Genomic DNA, 17,575 nt, shown 5'->3' with positions numbered 1-17,575 from the left:
GTTTTACCATGGTCAACGTGGCCAATCGTGCCGATGTTGACGTGCGGCTTATTACGCTCAAACTTTTCCTTTGCCATGATGGCCTCCTGTCATTGAGAAAGGGAAGAGGTCGAACGCCCCTTCCCCGATTTCGCTTATGCGTATTTCGCCTGGATCTCGTCCGAGATGTTCTGCGGAACCGGATCGTAGTGGTCGAACTGCATGGTGAACTGGGCACGGCCCGACGACATCGAACGCAGAGTGTTGATGTAGCCGAACATGTTGGCCAGCGGAACGAACGCGTCGATCGCGATGGCGTTGCCACGGTTTTCCTGACCGGAAACCTGTCCCCGACGTGATGTCAGGTCACCAATGATACCGCCGGTATACTCTTCCGGGGTAATCACTTCGACCTTCATGATCGGTTCAAGCAGTTTCGCACCAGCTTTGCGCATGCCTTCACGCATACCCATACGAGCCGCGATTTCAAACGCCAGAACCGAGGAGTCCACGTCGTGGTATTTACCTTCGATCAGGGCAACTTTGAAGTCGATCACAGGGAAGCCAGCCAGCGGACCGCTATCCATAACGGATCTGATACCTTTTTCGACACCCGGGATATATTCCTTGGGCACCGAACCACCAACAACGCGAGATTCGAACGAATAGCCTTCGCCCGGCTCTGTCGGCGAGATGATCATCTTCACTTCAGCGAACTGACCCGAACCACCCGACTGTTTCTTGTGGGTGTAAACGATCTCGGCTTCGTGACCGATGGTTTCGCGATAGGCCACCTGCGGCGCACCAATGTTCGCTTCAACCTTGAATTCACGCTTGAGACGGTCAATCAGGATGTCCAGGTGAAGTTCGCCCATGCCCTTCATGATGGTCTGACCAGATTCCAGGTCAGTTTCCACGCGGAAGGACGGGTCTTCTGCAGCCAAACGGCCCAGACCCTGGCTCATCTTTTCCTGGTCAGCCTTGGTTTTCGGCTCAACCGCGATCTCGATCACCGGATCGGGGAAGGTCATCGTTTCCAGAACCACCGGATCGCCGGTCGAACACAGGGTGTCACCGGTGGTGGTGTCTTTCAGACCTGCCAATGCGATAATGTCACCTGCGAATGCTTCCGTGATTTCCTCACGATCATTCGAGTGCATCATCATCATCCGGCCGATACGCTCTTTCTTACCCTTGGTCGAGTTCAGAAGCGTGTCGCCTTTGGCCAGAGTACCTGAGTAGATGCGGGTAAAGGTCAGCGAACCAACAAAGGGGTCGTTCATGATTTTGAACGCCAGACCCGAGAACGCCATATCATCATCCGCACGGCGGGCGATGTTACGGGTTTCTTCTTCGTCACCGGGTTTGAAGCCCATGTAATCAACAACGTCCAGCGGGCTGGGCAGATAGTCGATCACAGCGTTAAGCAGCGGCTGAACGCCTTTGTTCTTGAACGCGGAACCGCCCAGAACCGGAACAAACGCGATTTCCAGAGTACCTTTGCGCAGCAGGGCGCGCAGGGTCGGAACGTCGGGCTCATTGCCTTCCAGGTATTCCATCATTGCGTCGTCGTCCATTTCGACGGCCGCTTCGACCATTTTACCGCGCCATTCGTCAGCCATGTCTTTCAGGCTGTCACGGATCGGTGCTTTGACCCAGCTTGCACCAAGGTCTTCACCCTGCCACAGCCATTCTTCCATGGTGACCAGATCGATCAGGCCTTCCAGCTCGGTTTCTGCGCCGATCGGGATACCAACCGGGACAGCACGTGCGCCGGTACGATCTTCGATCATTGCAACGCAGTTGAAGAAGTCCGCGCCAATCTTGTCCATCTTGTTGACGAACACCATACGCGGAACCTTGTAGCGGTCAGCCTGACGCCACACGGTTTCGGTCTGGGGCTCAACACCAGCGTTTGCGTCCAGAACGCAGACGGCACCGTCGAGAACCGCCAGCGAGCGTTCAACTTCGATGGTGAAGTCAACGTGGCCGGGGGTGTCGATGATGTTCAGGCGGTGCTTGGGCGAGTCAGCGGTTTCACCGTCTTCGGTGCGTTCCCAGAAAGTGGTGGTCGCAGCCGAGGTGATGGTGATGCCGCGTTCCTGCTCCTGCTCCATCCAGTCCATGGTGGCTGCACCATCGTGCACCTCACCAATGTTGTGGGATTTGCCGGTGTAATACAGGATACGCTCTGAGCAGGTGGTTTTACCTGCATCGATATGCGCCATGATACCGAAGTTACGGTAATGGTTGAGTGTATATTCGCGTGCCATTTTGATAAGCCTCTGGAATTACCAACGGTAGTGGCTGAAGGCTTTGTTCGCCTCGGCCATCTTGTGGGTGTCTTCGCGCTTTTTAACGGCGGTACCACGGGACTGTACGGCGTCCAGCAGCTCGCCCGCAAGGCGCTCTTCCATGGTGTTTTCATTACGGCCACGCGCAGCAGTGATCAGCCAGCGGATGGCCAGTGCTTCGCGGCGCTCGGGGCGCACTTCGACCGGGACCTGATAGGTTGCACCACCAACCCGGCGCGAGCGAACCTCGACCGACGGTTTGATGTTGTCGAGCGCTTCGTGGAACACTTCGACAGGTGCGCGCTTGATCTTGCCTTCAACACGGTCAAAGGCGTTGTAGACGATGCGCTCTGCAACCGACTTCTTACCGTCGATCATCAGGTTGTTCATGAATTTGGTCAGTACCTTGTCGCCAAATTTGGCGTCAGGCAGGACTTCGCGTTTTTCGGCGGCGTGACGACGTGACATATCAGCCTCTCCTTCTTACTTGGGACGCTTCGCGCCGTATTTCGAACGACGTTGTTTACGATCTTTGACGCCCTGAGTATCCAGAACACCGCGAAGGATGTGATAACGCACACCGGGAAGGTCTTTTACACGACCGCCACGGATCAGAACAACCGAGTGTTCCTGCAGGTTGTGGCTTTCACCTGGGATGTACGAGATGACCTCGAACCCGTTGGTCAGGCGCACTTTGGCAACCTTACGCATAGCCGAGTTCGGTTTCTTCGGTGTGGTGGTATACACGCGGGTGCAGACGCCGCGCTTCTGCGGGCACTGCTCCAGGTGCATGGACTTCGAGCGTTTTACTTTAGGCTGCCGCGGTTTGCGGATCAGCTGTTGAATAGTTGGCATTCCGGTTCTTTCCCCGTTTTGCAACACACATGACATGCACGCGCGTTGCGTGCGGCTAAATTCGCTGCACTTATGCGTCCACAAGCGCAAAACCCACGAGCGTTCCCATTCCGAGGTGAACGTCGCGGTTGTTTCTCAGAGGGCGCGAACTGTAAAATTGTCCGGGCCTTGACCAGTTCATTACTGGAATCGGCTACGGGGCGGCCCCCGGCACCGAGATGACGCGCGTAATAGGGGGAGTCGGCCCAAGTGTCAACAGTACTAGGCCAGCGGTTTCGGGTCGGCATGGTTCGGGGCGTAATGGATTGCCCCAAAAAGACGCCATGCCCCCGTTGCGACCAATTCATGGCGGGGGCATAGTCGTGCTGGATATCAGCCGATGGACAACAGATGCAAGTGATTGGCCTGTGCCGCTTTTCTTATCCCGCGATTGGCGGCTTTCGGCTGAACCAGGATACAATCGAAGATCAAAGGCGGTTTCTATATGCCGCCGACAGGATGGCGGAACGCTTTCGCCTGTTTGAAACCATCACCCTGCCTGGCTTTCGTGCCCAAACCGATCAAGCATTTGAGTTGTTGGTGTTAACGGGAACGTGCCTGCCTACAGCCTTTTCGGATCGACTGCGGGACCTGACCGCCCAGATCAAACAGATCCGTATCATCGAAAGAGACCCCGCGGATCATAAACGGGTGATGAAAGAGGTTCTGAACACCGCCCGCACCAACCCGGATGAACCCTGCATTCAGTTTCGGCATGACGACGATGACGCGGTTTCCGTCGATTTCATAGAAAGCCTGCGCTCTGCCCTGCGCGAGAATGCAGGGTTGGTGCGGCAGAGCGAGTCCATCGCGATAGATTACAATAACGGCTACGTCGCCAGATGTGACAAACATGGGATACATGTGGCGCAGGTCTATCGGTCATTGCTGGGGGTCGGCTTGGGCATGTTTGTTCAAGGCGGAAGTAAACGGACAATATTTGACCGATTGCACAACAGGCTGGCGCGGTTCATGCCGGTGGTCAGCTACCCTGACGCGCCGATGTGGATGCGCATGCTGCACGCGTTCAACGATTCCGACCACGCCCGCAAGGATACGCGTGAGCTTTTGCCGCTTACTCCGGAACAGACAGAGGATTTACGCACGCGGTTCTCTATCGACCCGGACACAATGAAAAGAACGCGTGTCAGGGATTGTTAATATGCAAGTCCTTGGTCTTTGCCGCTTTTCCTACCCCGCCATTGGGGGGTTTCAAACCGCGCACGCCTCCGTCGAAGAACGACGGCAGTTTCTGTATCAACCTGACCGGCTGGAAGAACGGTTCCGACTGTTTGAATCCATCGCTCTGCCCAGTCTAAGGCAGCAAACCGACGAAGACTTCCGCCTGCTGATCGTTGTCGGTGAATGCCTGCCCAAACCCGCCTTCGAGCGCCTGCACGATCTGACTGCTGACCTGAAGCAGGTGCGCATTGCCATCAAACCTCCGGGTCGGCACAGAAAGGTCATGCAGGAGGTTCTGAATGCGGCGCGCCTCAGCCTCGATCACCCCTGCTTGCAATTTCGTCTTGACGATGATGATGCGGTGGCAGTGGATTTTGTCGAACGGTTGCGTGGAACCGTTGGTGATTGCACCGGGCTATTTCAGAAGCGAACCATGGTCGCGATCGATTTCAACTGTGGGTATCTGGCCCGCGCGGATGCCAAAGGAATTGCGGCCATCCGTGTACACCGCCCATTGATGACGGCCGGGCTTGGAATGTTCATTCAAGGCGGCATCCGAAAATCGATCATGAACTTCACACACAACCGGATCAACCGGGCCATGCCTGTTATCACCCGACCCGAAGATCCGATGTGGGTGCGCGGCCTGAACCGGTTCAACGACTCGCCACGCACCAGAAACCTCGACGTCAACCTAAGCCCGCTTTCACCGCAGCAAGAGGATGAATTTCTGACGCGCTTTGCCATAAACGTGAGCCATGTCAGGCAGGTTCATTCAGCACTCTGACGGGCGCGCTCTCGAAACAGGGTGAAAAGCCCTGCCCCAACGATCAGCGCCGCGCCCAGCATCGTCAGAGAGTCAGGCCATTCGTCAAACAGGACCCAACCCAACCCCAGCGCCCAGATCAAGCTTGAATACCGAAAAGGAGCGCTAAATCCGACATCGCCCTGTCGCATGACCGAAACGCTGAAAAAATACCCCATCAAGACAAAGACAGCCGCCGCAACGACCAGAGATCCGGCCTCGACCGAGACCGGGACCCATCCTTCAAACACCGACGCGATTGCTGCTGCTACGGCGATTGAACACGATGTGGCCAATGTCACCACCATCGACGGCACATTGGCGGACATGCGACGGGTGACTAGATCCCGTGCCGTGATCGACATCACCGCAATCAACGCATAGATGGAATAGAGGCTAAAACCGTCCGGCCCGGGCCTTACGATCAGCGTCATCCCGATGAACCCTAAACCAATTGCCGTGGCACGACGCCAGCCCACCTTTTCCGAAAAAACCAACGCAGCACCGAGTGTCACAGTCAGTGGCAGGGCCTGAAGGATGGCCGTCACATTGGCAAGCGGCATATTCTTGAGAGCTGTCAGGAAAAAGAATGTGGTGGCAAGTTCGCACAAGCTGCGCAACGCGACCAACCACTTGTCATGGCGCGAGAAATTCAGGTGCAGCGCGCCCAAAGACCGCGCCAATAGGTACACCAGAACCACGGCCAGCGCACCCCTGATGGCCACCAACTGAAACAGCGGCAGGTCCTGAAGCGCAACCTTCACCAACGCATCGTTCACGGTAAACGCCGCCATGCTGCCCATCATCAGCAAAGCACCTTTCGTATTCGGCGTCATATTGGTTAGGCTCCGCGCAAGGAAATTCCACGCATTGGCCGAGGTCTTGATTGGGATGTCAATATCGCTTGAAGCTGTTATCCAAGGTTCATCCCAAAGGAATTAGGGTTCTGAACGGGATCAGACTTTTTGCGCAACAATATACCGGCTCGGTAGCAACCCGGCTTGATCTACTATCTCTAAGGTTTTGAAGCCCGAACGCGCAACTCGTTGCTCGAGTTCAGCTCCGGAAACGAAATTCACAAACGGGGCTTTCCCAAGCGCCTGCATGATCGGGATCGCGATCCGGCTGATTGCAACGTATTTGAAGCCTTTTTTCTGCGGAGCGCAGACAGTCTTGGAAATGAAAATCCCACCGGGTTGTAAGAGCGAAGAAATCTGTTCAAGTGCTCGGTCCAGGTCAGGCAAGAGGTGAAGTAGGTTATGCGCCAGGACAGCGTCGTATGAACCTTCGCCAAAATCGTGCTCGAGAACTTCCGCCACTTTGAACGTCACATTCTGCAATCCTTCTTCGTCGCGTTTTTCTTCGGCGATCTCGATCATCCCCGGTGCAAGATCGGAGGCAGTGACATGAGCTACATGCTGTGCAAGCAGCAGCGCGGTTGAACCTGTCCCACAACCAATCTCCAGTATGCTGTCTTGGGCTTTCAGGTACGACTTTGTTCGTTCGAGCGTGTTCAGATACCCTTCCATGTTCCGGATTGGATCAGCCGCATACTTGCGCGAAATTTTGCTCCAGAACGCAGCATTCTTAGACAAAGCAGCCATTTCATTACTTTCTTTCAAGCCAATTGCTGCCCTTAGTAAATTCAAACACAAACTTTTGGAATTACTTCAGGATGAAGAAGCGTTATGCATTTATGCATGAATTGGAAAGCCATCAATTTCGACTGGAATCAAGTGCGGTCTTTTCTCGCGACAGCAGAAGAAGGCTCTTTTTCCGCAGCGGCCCGTGTTCTTGAGCAAACCCAGCCCACCGTCGGCCGTCAGGTTGCAGCCCTTGAACTGGCACTTGGAATCACCTTGTTTGAAAGAGTCGGAAAGTCGCTTAACCTGACCACCGCGGGCGCGGAGCTCTTGTTGCATGTCAGGGAAATGGCAGATGTTGCAAACAGGATTTCGCTTACCGCCACAAGCCAGTCACAAGCTGTCGAGGGGCAAGTCAGGATCACGGCGTCGGACGTGATGTCCACCTATCAGCTTCCGCATATGCTAAAGCAGATTAGACTTGCGGCACCACGACTTGAGATCGACATTGTCGCTTCAAATGAAGTGCGCGATATTCATCGGCGTGAAGCCGATATCGCCATCCGGCACATACGCCCAACGCAGCCGGATCTGATCGCGAAGCTTGTAGCGGAAGCGACAGCGCGTTTTTATGCCGCTCCGTCATACCTTGATCAGGTCGGACGACCCAAAAATGAGGGCGAACTTGTAAAGTTGGACTTCGTCGGATTTGGCGATGTTGACACGATGATCGGCTATCTCAATCCGGCAGGAATTGATGTCACCCGCAAGAATTTCCGGATCGGCTCACAAAGCGGGATAGTCTCATGGGAGTTGGTGTGCCAAGGTTTCGGCGTCGGTATCATGTCGGATGAGGTGGCCGCACTGACACCTGACATCGAGCGGGTGTTACCCGAACGCGAGCCCTTTAAGTTCCCAATTTGGCTCGCCACTCATTCAGAGCTACACACGGCGCGCAGGATCAGGTTGGTGTTTGATCAGCTTGCGGACCAGCTCAAGGCACAGGCCACCTCTAGGAGTTAGAGAATCATCGCACGCTGGATGTCTGAACAGTGAATAAACCTGCCTAGCGACCCCGGATTTAGCTGGTACGTCATCGGCCGCTCCCTTCAACGCTCGCCCACAAAAAAGGCCCCGCAGTTTTGCAGGGCCTTCTTCAATTCACTGGGCTCAGATTTATTCGCGGCTTTCCGGTGTTTCCACCAGAACGTCCAGCTCATCACCGACCATGTCGTCGTCAAAGGTCGGCGCAGCCAGAGCGGCGGCCGCTTCGGCCTCTTCCCGGCGGGCTTCGATGACTACGTTGTCACGCGACTGCGCGATGTGGCGGACAGCCTGAGTTGCGCCACCGGTACCGGCGGGGATCAGACGACCGACGATGACGTTCTCTTTCAGGCCAACCAGCTTGTCTTTCTTGCCCTGAACCGAAGCTTCGGTCAGCACGCGAGTGGTTTCCTGGAACGACGCCGCCGAGATGAACGAACGCGTCTGCAGCGAGGCCTTGGTGATCCCCAGAAGGATCGGCTCGCCCTGTGCCGGACGACCGCCGCGGGCCAACGTCTTCTCGTTGGCTGCGTCGAACTCCTGCTTGTCGACATGCTCGCCTTTCAGCAGGGTGGTGTCGCCTGAATCCAGGATCTCCCACTTCTGCAGCATCTGGCGCACGATAACTTCGATGTGCTTGTCGTTGATCTTCACGCCTTGCAGACGATACACGTCCTGCACCTCGTCGATCATGTAATCCGCCAGCGCTTCGACGCCCATGATGGACAGGATGTCATGCGGAGCCGGGTTACCGTCCATCAGGTATTCACCCTTCTGGATGAAGTCCCCTTCGGCGACCGGGATGTGCTTGCCCTTGGGTACCATGTACTCGATGGTCTCCATGGACTCGTCAGCCGGTTCGATGCTGATGCGGCGCTTGTTCTTGTAGTCGCGGCCAAAGCGCACGTAACCATCGGCTTCTGCGATGATCGCGTGATCTTTCGGACGGCGGGCTTCGAACAGTTCGGCCACACGCGGCAAACCACCGGTGATGTCCTTGGTCTTGGCGCCTTCACGCGGGATACGCGCGACAACTTCACCGGCCTGGATCTCCTGACCGTCTTCGATCGACAGGATCGCATCCACAGACATCGGATAGTGAACCGGGTTGCCCGCATCGTTGCGGACCGGCTCGCCATCTTCACCGACCAGAATGATCTCGGGCTTGAGGTCGCTGCCTTTGGGGGCCGCGCGCCAGTCGATCACGATCTTCTGGGTCATGCCGGTTGCGTCGTCGGTCTCATCGCGGACAGCAATGCCCGAAACCAGGTCGACATACTTCGCGGTACCGGCTTTCTCGGCGATGATCGGCAGAGTGTAGGGGTCCCATTCGTACAGCTTGTCACCGCGAGCAACCTTGGCACCATCCTTGACGAACAGCTTGGAGCCGTAGCCCAGCTTGTGGCTGGCACGCTCTTCACCATGCTCGTCTTTGATCACCAGCTTCATGTTCCGGCCCATGACCAGGTTTTCGCCTGCGGCATTGGCCAGGATCTGTGGGTTCTCGAAGGAAACGATGCCTTCCTGGCTGGCTTCCTGGAACGACTGCTGACCACCTTGGGCAACCCCACCGATGTGGAAGGTCCGCATTGTCAGCTGCGTACCGGGTTCACCGATGGACTGGGCGGCGATGATGCCGACAGCTTCACCGGTGTTCACCATGGTACCACGTGCAAGGTCACGACCGTAGCAAGTTGCACAGACCCCTTCCTCGGACTCACAGGTCAGAGGCGAACGGATGCGCATCGAGGCAACACCGGCTTCATCAATGATGTCGGCCATACGTTCGTCGATCAGCTGACCTGCTGCGACGATCACCTCATCGGTGCCCGGACGCAGAACATCGTCCGCCGAGACACGGCCCAGCACTCGTTCCGCCAGCGAGGCAACAACCTCACCGTCGTTCACGGCTGCTTCGGCTGTGATCGCGCGCTCGGTGCCACAATCGATTTCACGAACGATGCAGTCCTGCGCCACGTCCACCAGACGACGGGTCAGGTAACCCGAGTTCGCCGTCTTCAGAGCGGTATCCGACAGACCCTTACGGGCACCGTGGGTCGAGTTGAAGTACTCGAGAACGGTCAGACCTTCTTTAAAGTTCGAGATGATCGGCGTCTCGATGATGTCACCGTTCGGCTTGGCCATCAGGCCGCGCATACCGCCCAGCTGCTTCATCTGAGTGACCGAGCCACGCGCACCCGAGTGGGCCATCATGTAGACCGAGTTCGGTTCCTGTTCGGACCCGTCCGCTGCCCGATCCGAGGATGAGATCGTGCTCATCATCGCCTCAGTCACGCGGTCGTTACACTTCGACCAGGCATCGACAACCTTGTTGTACTTTTCGCCCTGAGTGATCAGGCCGTCCATGTACTGTTGTTCAAAGTCTTTCACCTGACTACGGGTGTCATCAACGATGCCCCACTTGTCGCCTGGAATGACCATGTCGTCCTTACCAAACGAGATGCCCGCCTTGAACGCTTCTTTGAAGCCCATCGACATGATCTGGTCACAGAAGATAACCGACTCTTTCTGACCGCAGTAGCGGTAGACCGTGTCGATCACCTGCTGCACTTCTTTCTTCCGCAGCAGGCGGTTGACCAGCTCGAACGGTGCCTTGTTGTTCATCGGCAGCAGAGCACCCAGACGCAGACGGCCCGGAGTGGTTTCATAGCGCTTCTGAACTTCGTTACCTTCGTCGTCGATCTGGGTGATCCGCGCGGTGATCTTGGTGTGCAGATGCACTTCACCTGAATCCAGCGCGTGCTGAACTTCGTCGATCGACCCAAAGACCTTGCCTTCGCCCGGCATGCCTTCGCGTTCCAGCGTCACATAGTACAGACCCAGGATCATATCCTGCGACGGAACGATGATCGGCGCGCCGTTTGCAGGCGACAGAACGTTGTTGGTCGACATCATCAGAACACGCGCTTCCAGCTGTGCCTCAAGGCTCAGCGGAACGTGAACGGCCATCTGGTCACCGTCGAAGTCGGCGTTAAAGGCCGAACAGACCAGCGGGTGCAGCTGGATGGCTTTACCTTCGATCAGAACCGGCTCAAACGCCTGAATGCCAAGACGGTGCAGCGTCGGCGCACGGTTCAGCATGACAGGGTGTTCGCGGATCACCTCGTCGAGGATATCCCACACTTCGGGACGCTCTTTCTCGACCAGTTTCTTCGCCTGCTTCACGGTCGAAGACAGACCCTTGGCTTCAAGGCGCGAGTAGATGAAGGGCTTGAACAGTTCCAGAGCCATCTTCTTGGGCAGACCACACTGGTGCAGCTTAAGCTCCGGACCAGTCACGATGACCGAACGGCCCGAGAAGTCAACGCGCTTACCCAGAAGGTTCTGACGGAAGCGGCCCTGCTTGCCTTTCAGCATGTCCGACAGCGATTTCAGCGGACGCTTGTTGGCGCCTGTGATCACGCGGCCACGACGGCCGTTGTCGAACAGAGCATCAACGGATTCCTGCAGCATCCGCTTTTCATTGCGGACGATGATGTCAGGTGCGCGCAGCTCGATCAGGCGCTTCAGACGGTTGTTCCGGTTGATGACGCGGCGATACAGATCGTTCAGATCCGAGGTCGCGAAACGGCCACCATCCAGCGGAACCAACGGACGCAGCTCCGGCGGAATGACCGGAATCACGGTCATTACCATCCACTCAGGCCGGTTGCCCGACTCGAGGAAAGATTCAACAACCTTCAGGCGCTTGATGATCTTCTTGGGCTTCAGTTCGCCGGTTGCTTCGGCCAGATCAGCGCGCAGCTGCTCGGCTTCTGCTTCCAGATCGATCTGGGCCAGCATCTCGCGGATGGCTTCGGCACCGATATTCGCGGTGAACGCGTCCATGCCATAGGCATCCTGCGCATCCATGTACTCTTCTTCGGTCAGCATCTGGCCGTAGGTCAGGTCGGTCAGACCGGGCTCGATGACAACATAGTTTTCAAAGTACAGAACACGTTCCAGATCGCGCAGCGTCATGTCCAGCATCAGACCGATGCGGGACGGCAGCGATTTCAGGAACCAGATATGCGCGACGGGCGCGGCCAGTTCGATGTGGCCCATACGCTCGCGGCGGACTTTCTGCAGGGTGACTTCCACACCGCATTTTTCGCAGACAACGCCGCGATACTTCATTCGCTTATATTTGCCGCACAGACATTCGTAATCTTTGATCGGGCCAAAGATACGCGCGCAGAACAGACCGTCACGTTCAGGCTTGAACGTCCGGTAGTTGATGGTTTCGGGTTTCTTGATCTCGCCATAGGACCAAGACAGAATCCGCTCGGGCGAGGCCAACGAGACTTTGATTTCGTCAAAGACTTTCGGCGGCGTCAGCGGGTTGAACGGGTTGTTGGTGATTTCCTGGTTCATTTTGCGTCCTTACAAATTGGGATGGGATGAGTGTGGGGCGTTGCCGCCCCTACTCTTCCTCCGCATCCAGGAGTTCCATATTCAGGCCGAGGCCACGGACTTCTTTCACCAGAACGTTGAACGATTCCGGCACGCCCGCTTCAAAGTTATCCTCGCCCTTGACGATCGACTCATAGACCTTGGTCCGGCCGGCGACGTCATCCGATTTCACGGTGAGCATCTCCTGCAGGGTGTAGGCGGCGCCGTAAGCTTCCAGAGCCCAGACTTCCATCTCACCAAAGCGCTGACCACCGAACTGCGCCTTACCACCCAGCGGCTGCTGGGTAACCAGGCTGTACGGCCCGGTCGAACGCGCGTGGATTTTGTCGTCCACAAGGTGGTGCAGTTTCAGCAGGTATTTGATGCCCACGGTCACCGGACGTGCGAATTGCTCACCGGTACGGCCGTCGAACAGGATCGACTGACCGCTTTCCGAGAAGCCTGCACGCACCAGCGCGTCGTTGACGTCAGCCTCTTTGGCACCGTCGAAGACCGGGGTCGCGATCGGAACACCACGGGTCACGTTGCCCGCAGCCTCGATCAGGTGATCCTCGTCCAGACCGGTGATGCCTTCTTCGTAGACATTTTCACCATAAGCCAACTTCATCGCTTCGCGCACCGGGGTCAGGTCGCCGGAACGGCGGTATTCACCCAATGCGTCGTCGATGTTCAGACCCAGACCGCGTGCGGCCCAACCCATGTGGGTTTCAAGGATCTGACCAACGTTCATACGCGAAGGCACACCCAGCGGGTTCAGACAGAAGTCAACCGGAGTACCATCGGCAAGGAACGGCATGTCTTCCATCGGAACAACCTTGGAAATCACACCTTTGTTCCCGTGACGACCGGCCATCTTGTCGCCCGGCTGCAGCTTGCGCTTCACGGCGATGAAGACTTTGACCATCTTCATCACACCCGGCGGGAGGTCGTCGCCACGGCGGACCTTTTCGACCTTGTCTTCGAAACGGGCGTCCAGAGCACGCTTTTGTACTTCGTACTGCTCGTTCAGGGCTTCGACGATCTGTGCGTCCTGCTCACCTTCCAGCGCCAGCTGCCACCACTGACCACGGGTCAGGGTTTCCAGCAGGTCCTCGGTGATCACTGACCCAGCCTTGACGCCTTTCGGGCCTTTGACCGCAGTTTTACCCAGGATCAGGCCTTGCAGACGCGCATAGATGTTGCGGTCCAGGATCGCCAGCTCGTCGTCCCGGTCACGGGCCAGACGCTCGACTTCCTCACGCTCGATCTGCAGCGCACGTTCGTCTTTTTCGACGCCGTGACGGTTGAAGACGCGAACCTCAACGACCGTACCGTAATCGCCCGGCTTCACGCGCAGCGAGGTGTCGCGCACGTCAGATGCTTTTTCACCAAAGATGGCGCGCAGCAGCTTTTCTTCCGGGGTCATCGGGCTTTCGCCCTTCGGAGTGATCTTGCCGACCAGAATATCGCCCGGCTCAACATCCGCACCGATGTAAACGATGCCGGCCTCGTCGAGGTTGCGCAGCGCTTCTTCACCGACGTTCGGGATGTCGCGGGTGATCTCTTCCGGGCCCAGTTTGGTGTCACGGGCGGCGACTTCGAATTCCTCGATATGAACCGAGGTAAAGACGTCGTCACGCGCGATACGTTCCGAGATCAGGATCGAATCTTCGTAGTTGTAACCGTTCCACGGCATGAACGCGACGACCACGTTCTTACCCAGAGCCAGTTCACCCATATCCGTCGAAGGACCATCAGCAATGACTTCGCCCTTCTGGACGGTGTCACCCACCTTGATCAGCGGACGCTGGTTGATGCAGGTGTTCTGGTTCGAACGCTGGAACTTGCGCAGACGATAGATGTCAACGCCCGCGTCGCCCAGTTCCAGATCTTCGGTGGCGCGAATAACGATACGCTGGGCATCGACCTGGTCGATGATACCGGCGCGTTTCGCCTGAATCGCAGCACCCGAGTCGATCGCAACCTTTTCCTCGATCCCGGTACCAACCAGCGGCGCTTCGGCCCGCAAAAGCGGAACCGCCTGACGTTGCATGTTCGAGCCCATAAGAGCACGGTTAGCGTCGTCATTTTCAAGGAACGGGATCAGCGATGCGGCGACCGAGACCAGCTGTTTCGGGCTTACGTCGATCAGGTCGACATTCTCGCGCGGAGCAAGCGTGTAGTCACCCGACTGACGTGTCGACACCAGATCGTTGATGAACTTGCCATCTGCATCCAGAGTCGCGTTCGCCTGTGCCACGGTGTGGCGCATTTCCTCGGTCGCGGACATGTAATGAACCTCATCGGTCACCTCGGCGTCTTTGACGACGCGGTAAGGTGTTTCGATGAAGCCATACTTGTTCACACGGGCAAAGGTGGCCAGCGAGTTGATCAGACCGATGTTCGGACCTTCCGGCGTTTCAATCGGGCACATCCGACCATAGTGGGTCGGGTGCACGTCGCGCACCTCAAAGCCCGCACGTTCACGTGTCAGACCACCGGGGCCAAGCGCCGAAAGACGGCGTTTGTGCGTGACTTCCGACAGCGGGTTGGTCTGGTCCATGAACTGCGACAGCTGCGACGAGCCAAAGAATTCACGAACAGCAGCAGCGGCCGGTTTCGCGTTGATCAGGTCCTGAGGCATGACGGTGTCGATCTCGACCGACGACATACGCTCTTTGATCGCGCGCTCCATGCGCAGCAGACCGACGCGGTACTGGTTTTCCATCAGTTCACCGACCGAACGTACACGGCGGTTGCCGAGGTGGTCGATATCGTCGATGTCTCCTTTGCCGTCGCGCAGCTCCACCAGCGCCTTGATGCAGGCGACGATGTCTTCGCGGCGCAGGGTGCGCAGGGTATCCGGCGCATCCAGAGCCAGACGCATGTTCATCTTCACGCGGCCAACGGCGGACAGGTCGTAACGCTCGCTGTCGAAGAACAGGGTGTCGAAAAGAGCCGACGCGGCTTCGACGGTGGGCGGCTCGCCCGGGCGCATGACGCGGTAGATGTCCATCAGCGCGCTTTCACGGTTCAGGTTCTTGTCCTGAGCCATGGTGTTGCGCATGTAGGGGCCGACATTGATGTTGTCGATGTCCAGAACCGGAATGTCTTTGATGCCTGCGTCGATCAGGTCTTTGACGGTACCACCAATCAGGTCGCCGCCTTTGTCGTATTCCAGGGTCAACTCATCACCGGCTTCGACATAGATCGCGCCGTTTTCTTCGTTGATGATGTCCTTGGCGACAAACTTGCCGACGATGTTTTCAAACGGTACCAGCAGGTCGGTGACGTTGCCTTCGTCGATCAGCTTTTTGACCGCGCGCGGGGTGACTTTCTTACCTGCTTCGGCAATCACTTCGCCAGACTTTGCGTCAATCAGATCATAGGTCGGACGAGTGCCGCGCACACGCTCGGGGAAGAACGGAGTGATCCAGCCCTTCTTCTTGTCCAGCTTATAAGACACGGTGTTATAATACGCGTCCATGATCGCTTCCTGATCCAGACCCAGCGCGTAAAGCAGAGTGGTCACAGGCAGCTTGCGGCGACGGTCGATCCGGGCGAACACGATGTCTTTGGCGTCGAACTCAAAGTCCAGCCAGCTGCCGCGATACGGGATGATGCGGCAGGCAAACAGCAGCTTGCCCGAGGAATGGGTCTTGCCCTTGTCGTGGTCAAAGAACACACCGGGCGAGCGGTGCATCTGGGATACGATCACACGCTCGGTCCCGTTCACGACAAAGGTGCCGTTCGGCGTCATCAAAGGCATGTCGCCCATGAAGACATCCTGTTCCTTGATGTCTTTTACCGATTTAGCGCCAGTGTCCTCATCGACATCGAACACGATCAGACGCAGGGTGACCTTCAGCGGCGCGCTGTAGGTCATGTCGCGCTGCATACACTCTTCGACGTCGTATTTGGGTTTTTCCAAATCGTATTTCACGAACTCCAGAACAGAGGTTTCGTTGAAATCCTTGATCGGGAAAACCGACTGGAACACGCCCTTGATGCCTTCGCCGTCAGCGGGCTGCTCTGCATCGCCGGAGCGCAGGAATAGATCATAAGAAGATTTCTGGACCTCAATGAGGTTCGGCATTTCCAGCACTTCGCGGATTTTGCCGTAATATTTACGAAGACGTTTCTGGCCAAGGAACGTTTGAGCCATGTCAGATGTCACCTTTCGATGTTCTCAGCGGGCAAAGACACCGTCGGGCCCCGGCATCTTGCACAATCGAGATAACACGTCCGGATCAATTCATGGCCACCGTCCCGAAGGCAACCTCCCGATCCGAAACCGTGTCTTAGAAAACGCCCCACGTGCTGAGGCCCTTTCTAAGACAGGTTCGGCTGGACCCGAATTTCTCCGGATCCAGCCAAATATTACGATACGTCAGCGACGTATCTGTCGACTGACTTAGGCCAGCTCGACTTCGGCGCCAGCTGCTTCCAGCTTGCCTTTGACTTCTTCGGCTTCGTCTTTCGACACGCCTTCTTTGATCTTGCCGCCAGCTTCGACCAGTTCCTTGGCTTCTTTCAGGCCCAGACCGGTGATGCCGCGAACTTCTTTGATCACGTTGATTTTCGAAGCGCCGGCGTTCTTCAGAACGACGTCGAATTCGGTTTTTTCTTCCTCAGCTGCGCCACCGGCGTCGCCGCCAGCTGCCATGACAACTGCGCCGCCAGCTGCGGGCTCGATGCCATATTCGTCTTTGAGGATGGTTTTCAGTTCTTGTGCTTCCAGCAGGGTCAGACCCACGATGCTTTCTGCGAGTGCTTTCAGATCAGCCATTTTATCAGCTCTTTCCGTTTTACAGTGTGTGTTCCAACGTCAGGGCATTTGCCCTACGCAGATCATTCAGTGCCAACCGCTTACGCAGCTTCCGCCTTCTCTTCGATGGTGGAAAGGATGCTTGCGATGTTGCTTGCAGGTGCGCCAATCGCGCCGGCGATGTTCGAAGCAGGTGCGCCAATGCAGCCCACGATCGAAGCAATAAGCTCCTCGCGAGACGGCATTTTCGAAACTGTTTCGACGCCTTTGCGGTCCAGAGCGTTCTCACCCATTGCGCCACCAAGAATCTCAAAATTCTTGTTATCCTTGGCGAAGTCCTCGGCCACCTTGGCTGCTGCCACGGGGTCTTCGGAATAGGTCAGAACGGTCATACCCGTCAGCAGGTCAGCAATGCTTGCACATGGCTTTCCGTCGAGGGCGATTTTGGCGAGCCTGTTCTTGGCAACACGCACGGCGCCACCCGCGTCACGAGCACGTGCGCGAAGGTCCTGCATCTCGGCAACTGTCAGACCGGCGTAGTGCGAAACCACCACGACGCCAGAGCTTTCGAAGATCTGGCCGAGTTCCTCGACCACTTTCTCTTTCTGGGCTCTATCCACAGTTCTCTCCAAGT

General features: G+C 56.8%; 12 protein-coding genes. 3 read left to right on the top strand and 9 right to left on the bottom strand.

Translation table 11 applies throughout. The features are described from left to right. Nucleotides 1–134 precede the first annotated feature (134 nt). From fusA to rpsL, 3 genes are read right to left on the bottom strand one after another with little or no spacing between them, the layout of a single operon-like run. Entirely contained in the window at nt 135–2,252 is a 2,118-nt protein-coding gene (gene fusA / locus AC2FJZ_RS14855; protein WP_282120247.1) for an elongation factor G, read from the bottom strand. An 18-nt stretch (nt 2,253–2,270) separates the two neighbouring features. Further along, nucleotides 2,271–2,741 (bottom strand): 30S ribosomal protein S7, encoded by a 471-nt coding sequence (gene rpsG, locus AC2FJZ_RS14850; RefSeq protein ID WP_008756926.1) that lies wholly within the window; start codon nt 2,739–2,741, stop codon nt 2,271–2,273. A 15-nt stretch (nt 2,742–2,756) separates the two neighbouring features. Beyond that, nucleotides 2,757–3,128 (bottom strand): 30S ribosomal protein S12, encoded by a 372-nt coding sequence (rpsL, locus tag AC2FJZ_RS14845; RefSeq protein ID WP_005621086.1) that lies wholly within the window; start codon nt 3,126–3,128, stop codon nt 2,757–2,759. A gap of 390 nt (nt 3,129–3,518) precedes the next feature. Between rpsL and AC2FJZ_RS14840 the strand changes: the two genes are divergently transcribed. Then, nucleotides 3,519–4,328: a putative rhamnosyl transferase gene (locus AC2FJZ_RS14840; RefSeq protein ID WP_496778525.1), complete on the top strand. Its 810-nt coding sequence runs from the start codon at nt 3,519–3,521 to the stop codon at nt 4,326–4,328. 1 nt (nt 4,329) lies between these two features. Then, on the top strand, nt 4,330–5,136 hold the full coding sequence (locus AC2FJZ_RS14835; RefSeq protein ID WP_496778523.1) for a putative rhamnosyl transferase: 807 nt from the start codon (nt 4,330–4,332) through the stop codon (nt 5,134–5,136). Here the strand turns inward: AC2FJZ_RS14835 and AC2FJZ_RS14830 are convergent. After that, nucleotides 5,121–5,990, bottom strand: coding sequence for a DMT family transporter (locus AC2FJZ_RS14830; protein WP_050605023.1), 870 nt, complete (start codon nt 5,988–5,990; stop codon nt 5,121–5,123). The two genes, AC2FJZ_RS14835 and AC2FJZ_RS14830, sit on opposite strands and share 16 nt — an antisense overlap. Nucleotides 5,991–6,110: 120 nt before the next feature. Continuing rightward, complete coding sequence (locus AC2FJZ_RS14825; RefSeq protein WP_496778521.1) at nt 6,111–6,776, bottom strand: class I SAM-dependent methyltransferase; 666 nt, start codon at nt 6,774–6,776, stop codon at nt 6,111–6,113. A 78-nt stretch (nt 6,777–6,854) separates the two neighbouring features. Between AC2FJZ_RS14825 and AC2FJZ_RS14820 the strand changes: the two genes are divergently transcribed. After that, nucleotides 6,855–7,760, top strand: coding sequence for a LysR family transcriptional regulator (locus AC2FJZ_RS14820; RefSeq protein ID WP_496778519.1), 906 nt, complete (start codon nt 6,855–6,857; stop codon nt 7,758–7,760). Between the two features lie 153 nt (nt 7,761–7,913). Here the strand turns inward: AC2FJZ_RS14820 and rpoC are convergent, their stop codons facing one another. The 4 genes from rpoC to rplJ form a co-directional block, all read right to left on the bottom strand. Next, nucleotides 7,914–12,155, bottom strand: a complete 4,242-nt coding sequence (gene rpoC / locus AC2FJZ_RS14815; RefSeq protein WP_050605021.1) for a DNA-directed RNA polymerase subunit beta' — start codon at nt 12,153–12,155, stop codon at nt 7,914–7,916. Nucleotides 12,156–12,204: 49 nt separating this feature from the next. Continuing rightward, the gene (gene rpoB, locus AC2FJZ_RS14810; protein WP_496778517.1) at nt 12,205–16,338 is read right to left on the bottom strand and encodes a DNA-directed RNA polymerase subunit beta; all 4,134 of its coding nucleotides are present in this window, start codon (nt 16,336–16,338) and stop codon (nt 12,205–12,207) included. Between the two features lie 249 nt (nt 16,339–16,587). Continuing rightward, the gene (rplL, locus tag AC2FJZ_RS14805; RefSeq protein ID WP_037314964.1) at nt 16,588–16,962 is read right to left on the bottom strand and encodes a 50S ribosomal protein L7/L12; all 375 of its coding nucleotides are present in this window, start codon (nt 16,960–16,962) and stop codon (nt 16,588–16,590) included. Nucleotides 16,963–17,042: 80 nt separating this feature from the next. Beyond that, nucleotides 17,043–17,561, bottom strand: coding sequence for a 50S ribosomal protein L10 (rplJ, locus tag AC2FJZ_RS14800; RefSeq protein ID WP_496778515.1), 519 nt, complete (start codon nt 17,559–17,561; stop codon nt 17,043–17,045). Between the last annotated feature and the right edge of the window lie 14 nt (nt 17,562–17,575).

The sequence above is a fragment of the Ruegeria sp. CDSA079 genome, assembly GCF_059612245.1.
This window is presented reverse-complemented; position numbering and strand designations above follow the sequence as displayed.

What these genes read in the sequence shown, in the direction of transcription:
- fusA (WP_282120247.1), bottom strand. Translation starts at nt 2,252, where the DNA reads ATGGCACGCGAATATACACTCAACCATTACCGTAACTTCGGTATCATG.
- rpsG (WP_008756926.1), bottom strand. Translation starts at nt 2,741, where the DNA reads ATGTCACGTCGTCACGCCGCCGAAAAACGCGAAGTCCTGCCTGACGCC.
- rpsL (WP_005621086.1), bottom strand. Translation starts at nt 3,128, where the DNA reads ATGCCAACTATTCAACAGCTGATCCGCAAACCGCGGCAGCCTAAAGTA.
- AC2FJZ_RS14840 (WP_496778525.1), top strand. Translation starts at nt 3,519, where the DNA reads ATGCAAGTGATTGGCCTGTGCCGCTTTTCTTATCCCGCGATTGGCGGC.
- AC2FJZ_RS14835 (WP_496778523.1), top strand. Translation starts at nt 4,330, where the DNA reads ATGCAAGTCCTTGGTCTTTGCCGCTTTTCCTACCCCGCCATTGGGGGG.
- AC2FJZ_RS14830 (WP_050605023.1), bottom strand. Translation starts at nt 5,990, where the DNA reads ATGACGCCGAATACGAAAGGTGCTTTGCTGATGATGGGCAGCATGGCG.
- AC2FJZ_RS14820 (WP_496778519.1), top strand. Translation starts at nt 6,855, where the DNA reads ATGAATTGGAAAGCCATCAATTTCGACTGGAATCAAGTGCGGTCTTTT.
- rpoC (WP_050605021.1), bottom strand. Translation starts at nt 12,155, where the DNA reads ATGAACCAGGAAATCACCAACAACCCGTTCAACCCGCTGACGCCGCCG.
- rpoB (WP_496778517.1), bottom strand. Translation starts at nt 16,338, where the DNA reads ATGGCTCAAACGTTCCTTGGCCAGAAACGTCTTCGTAAATATTACGGC.
- rplL (WP_037314964.1), bottom strand. Translation starts at nt 16,962, where the DNA reads ATGGCTGATCTGAAAGCACTCGCAGAAAGCATCGTGGGTCTGACCCTG.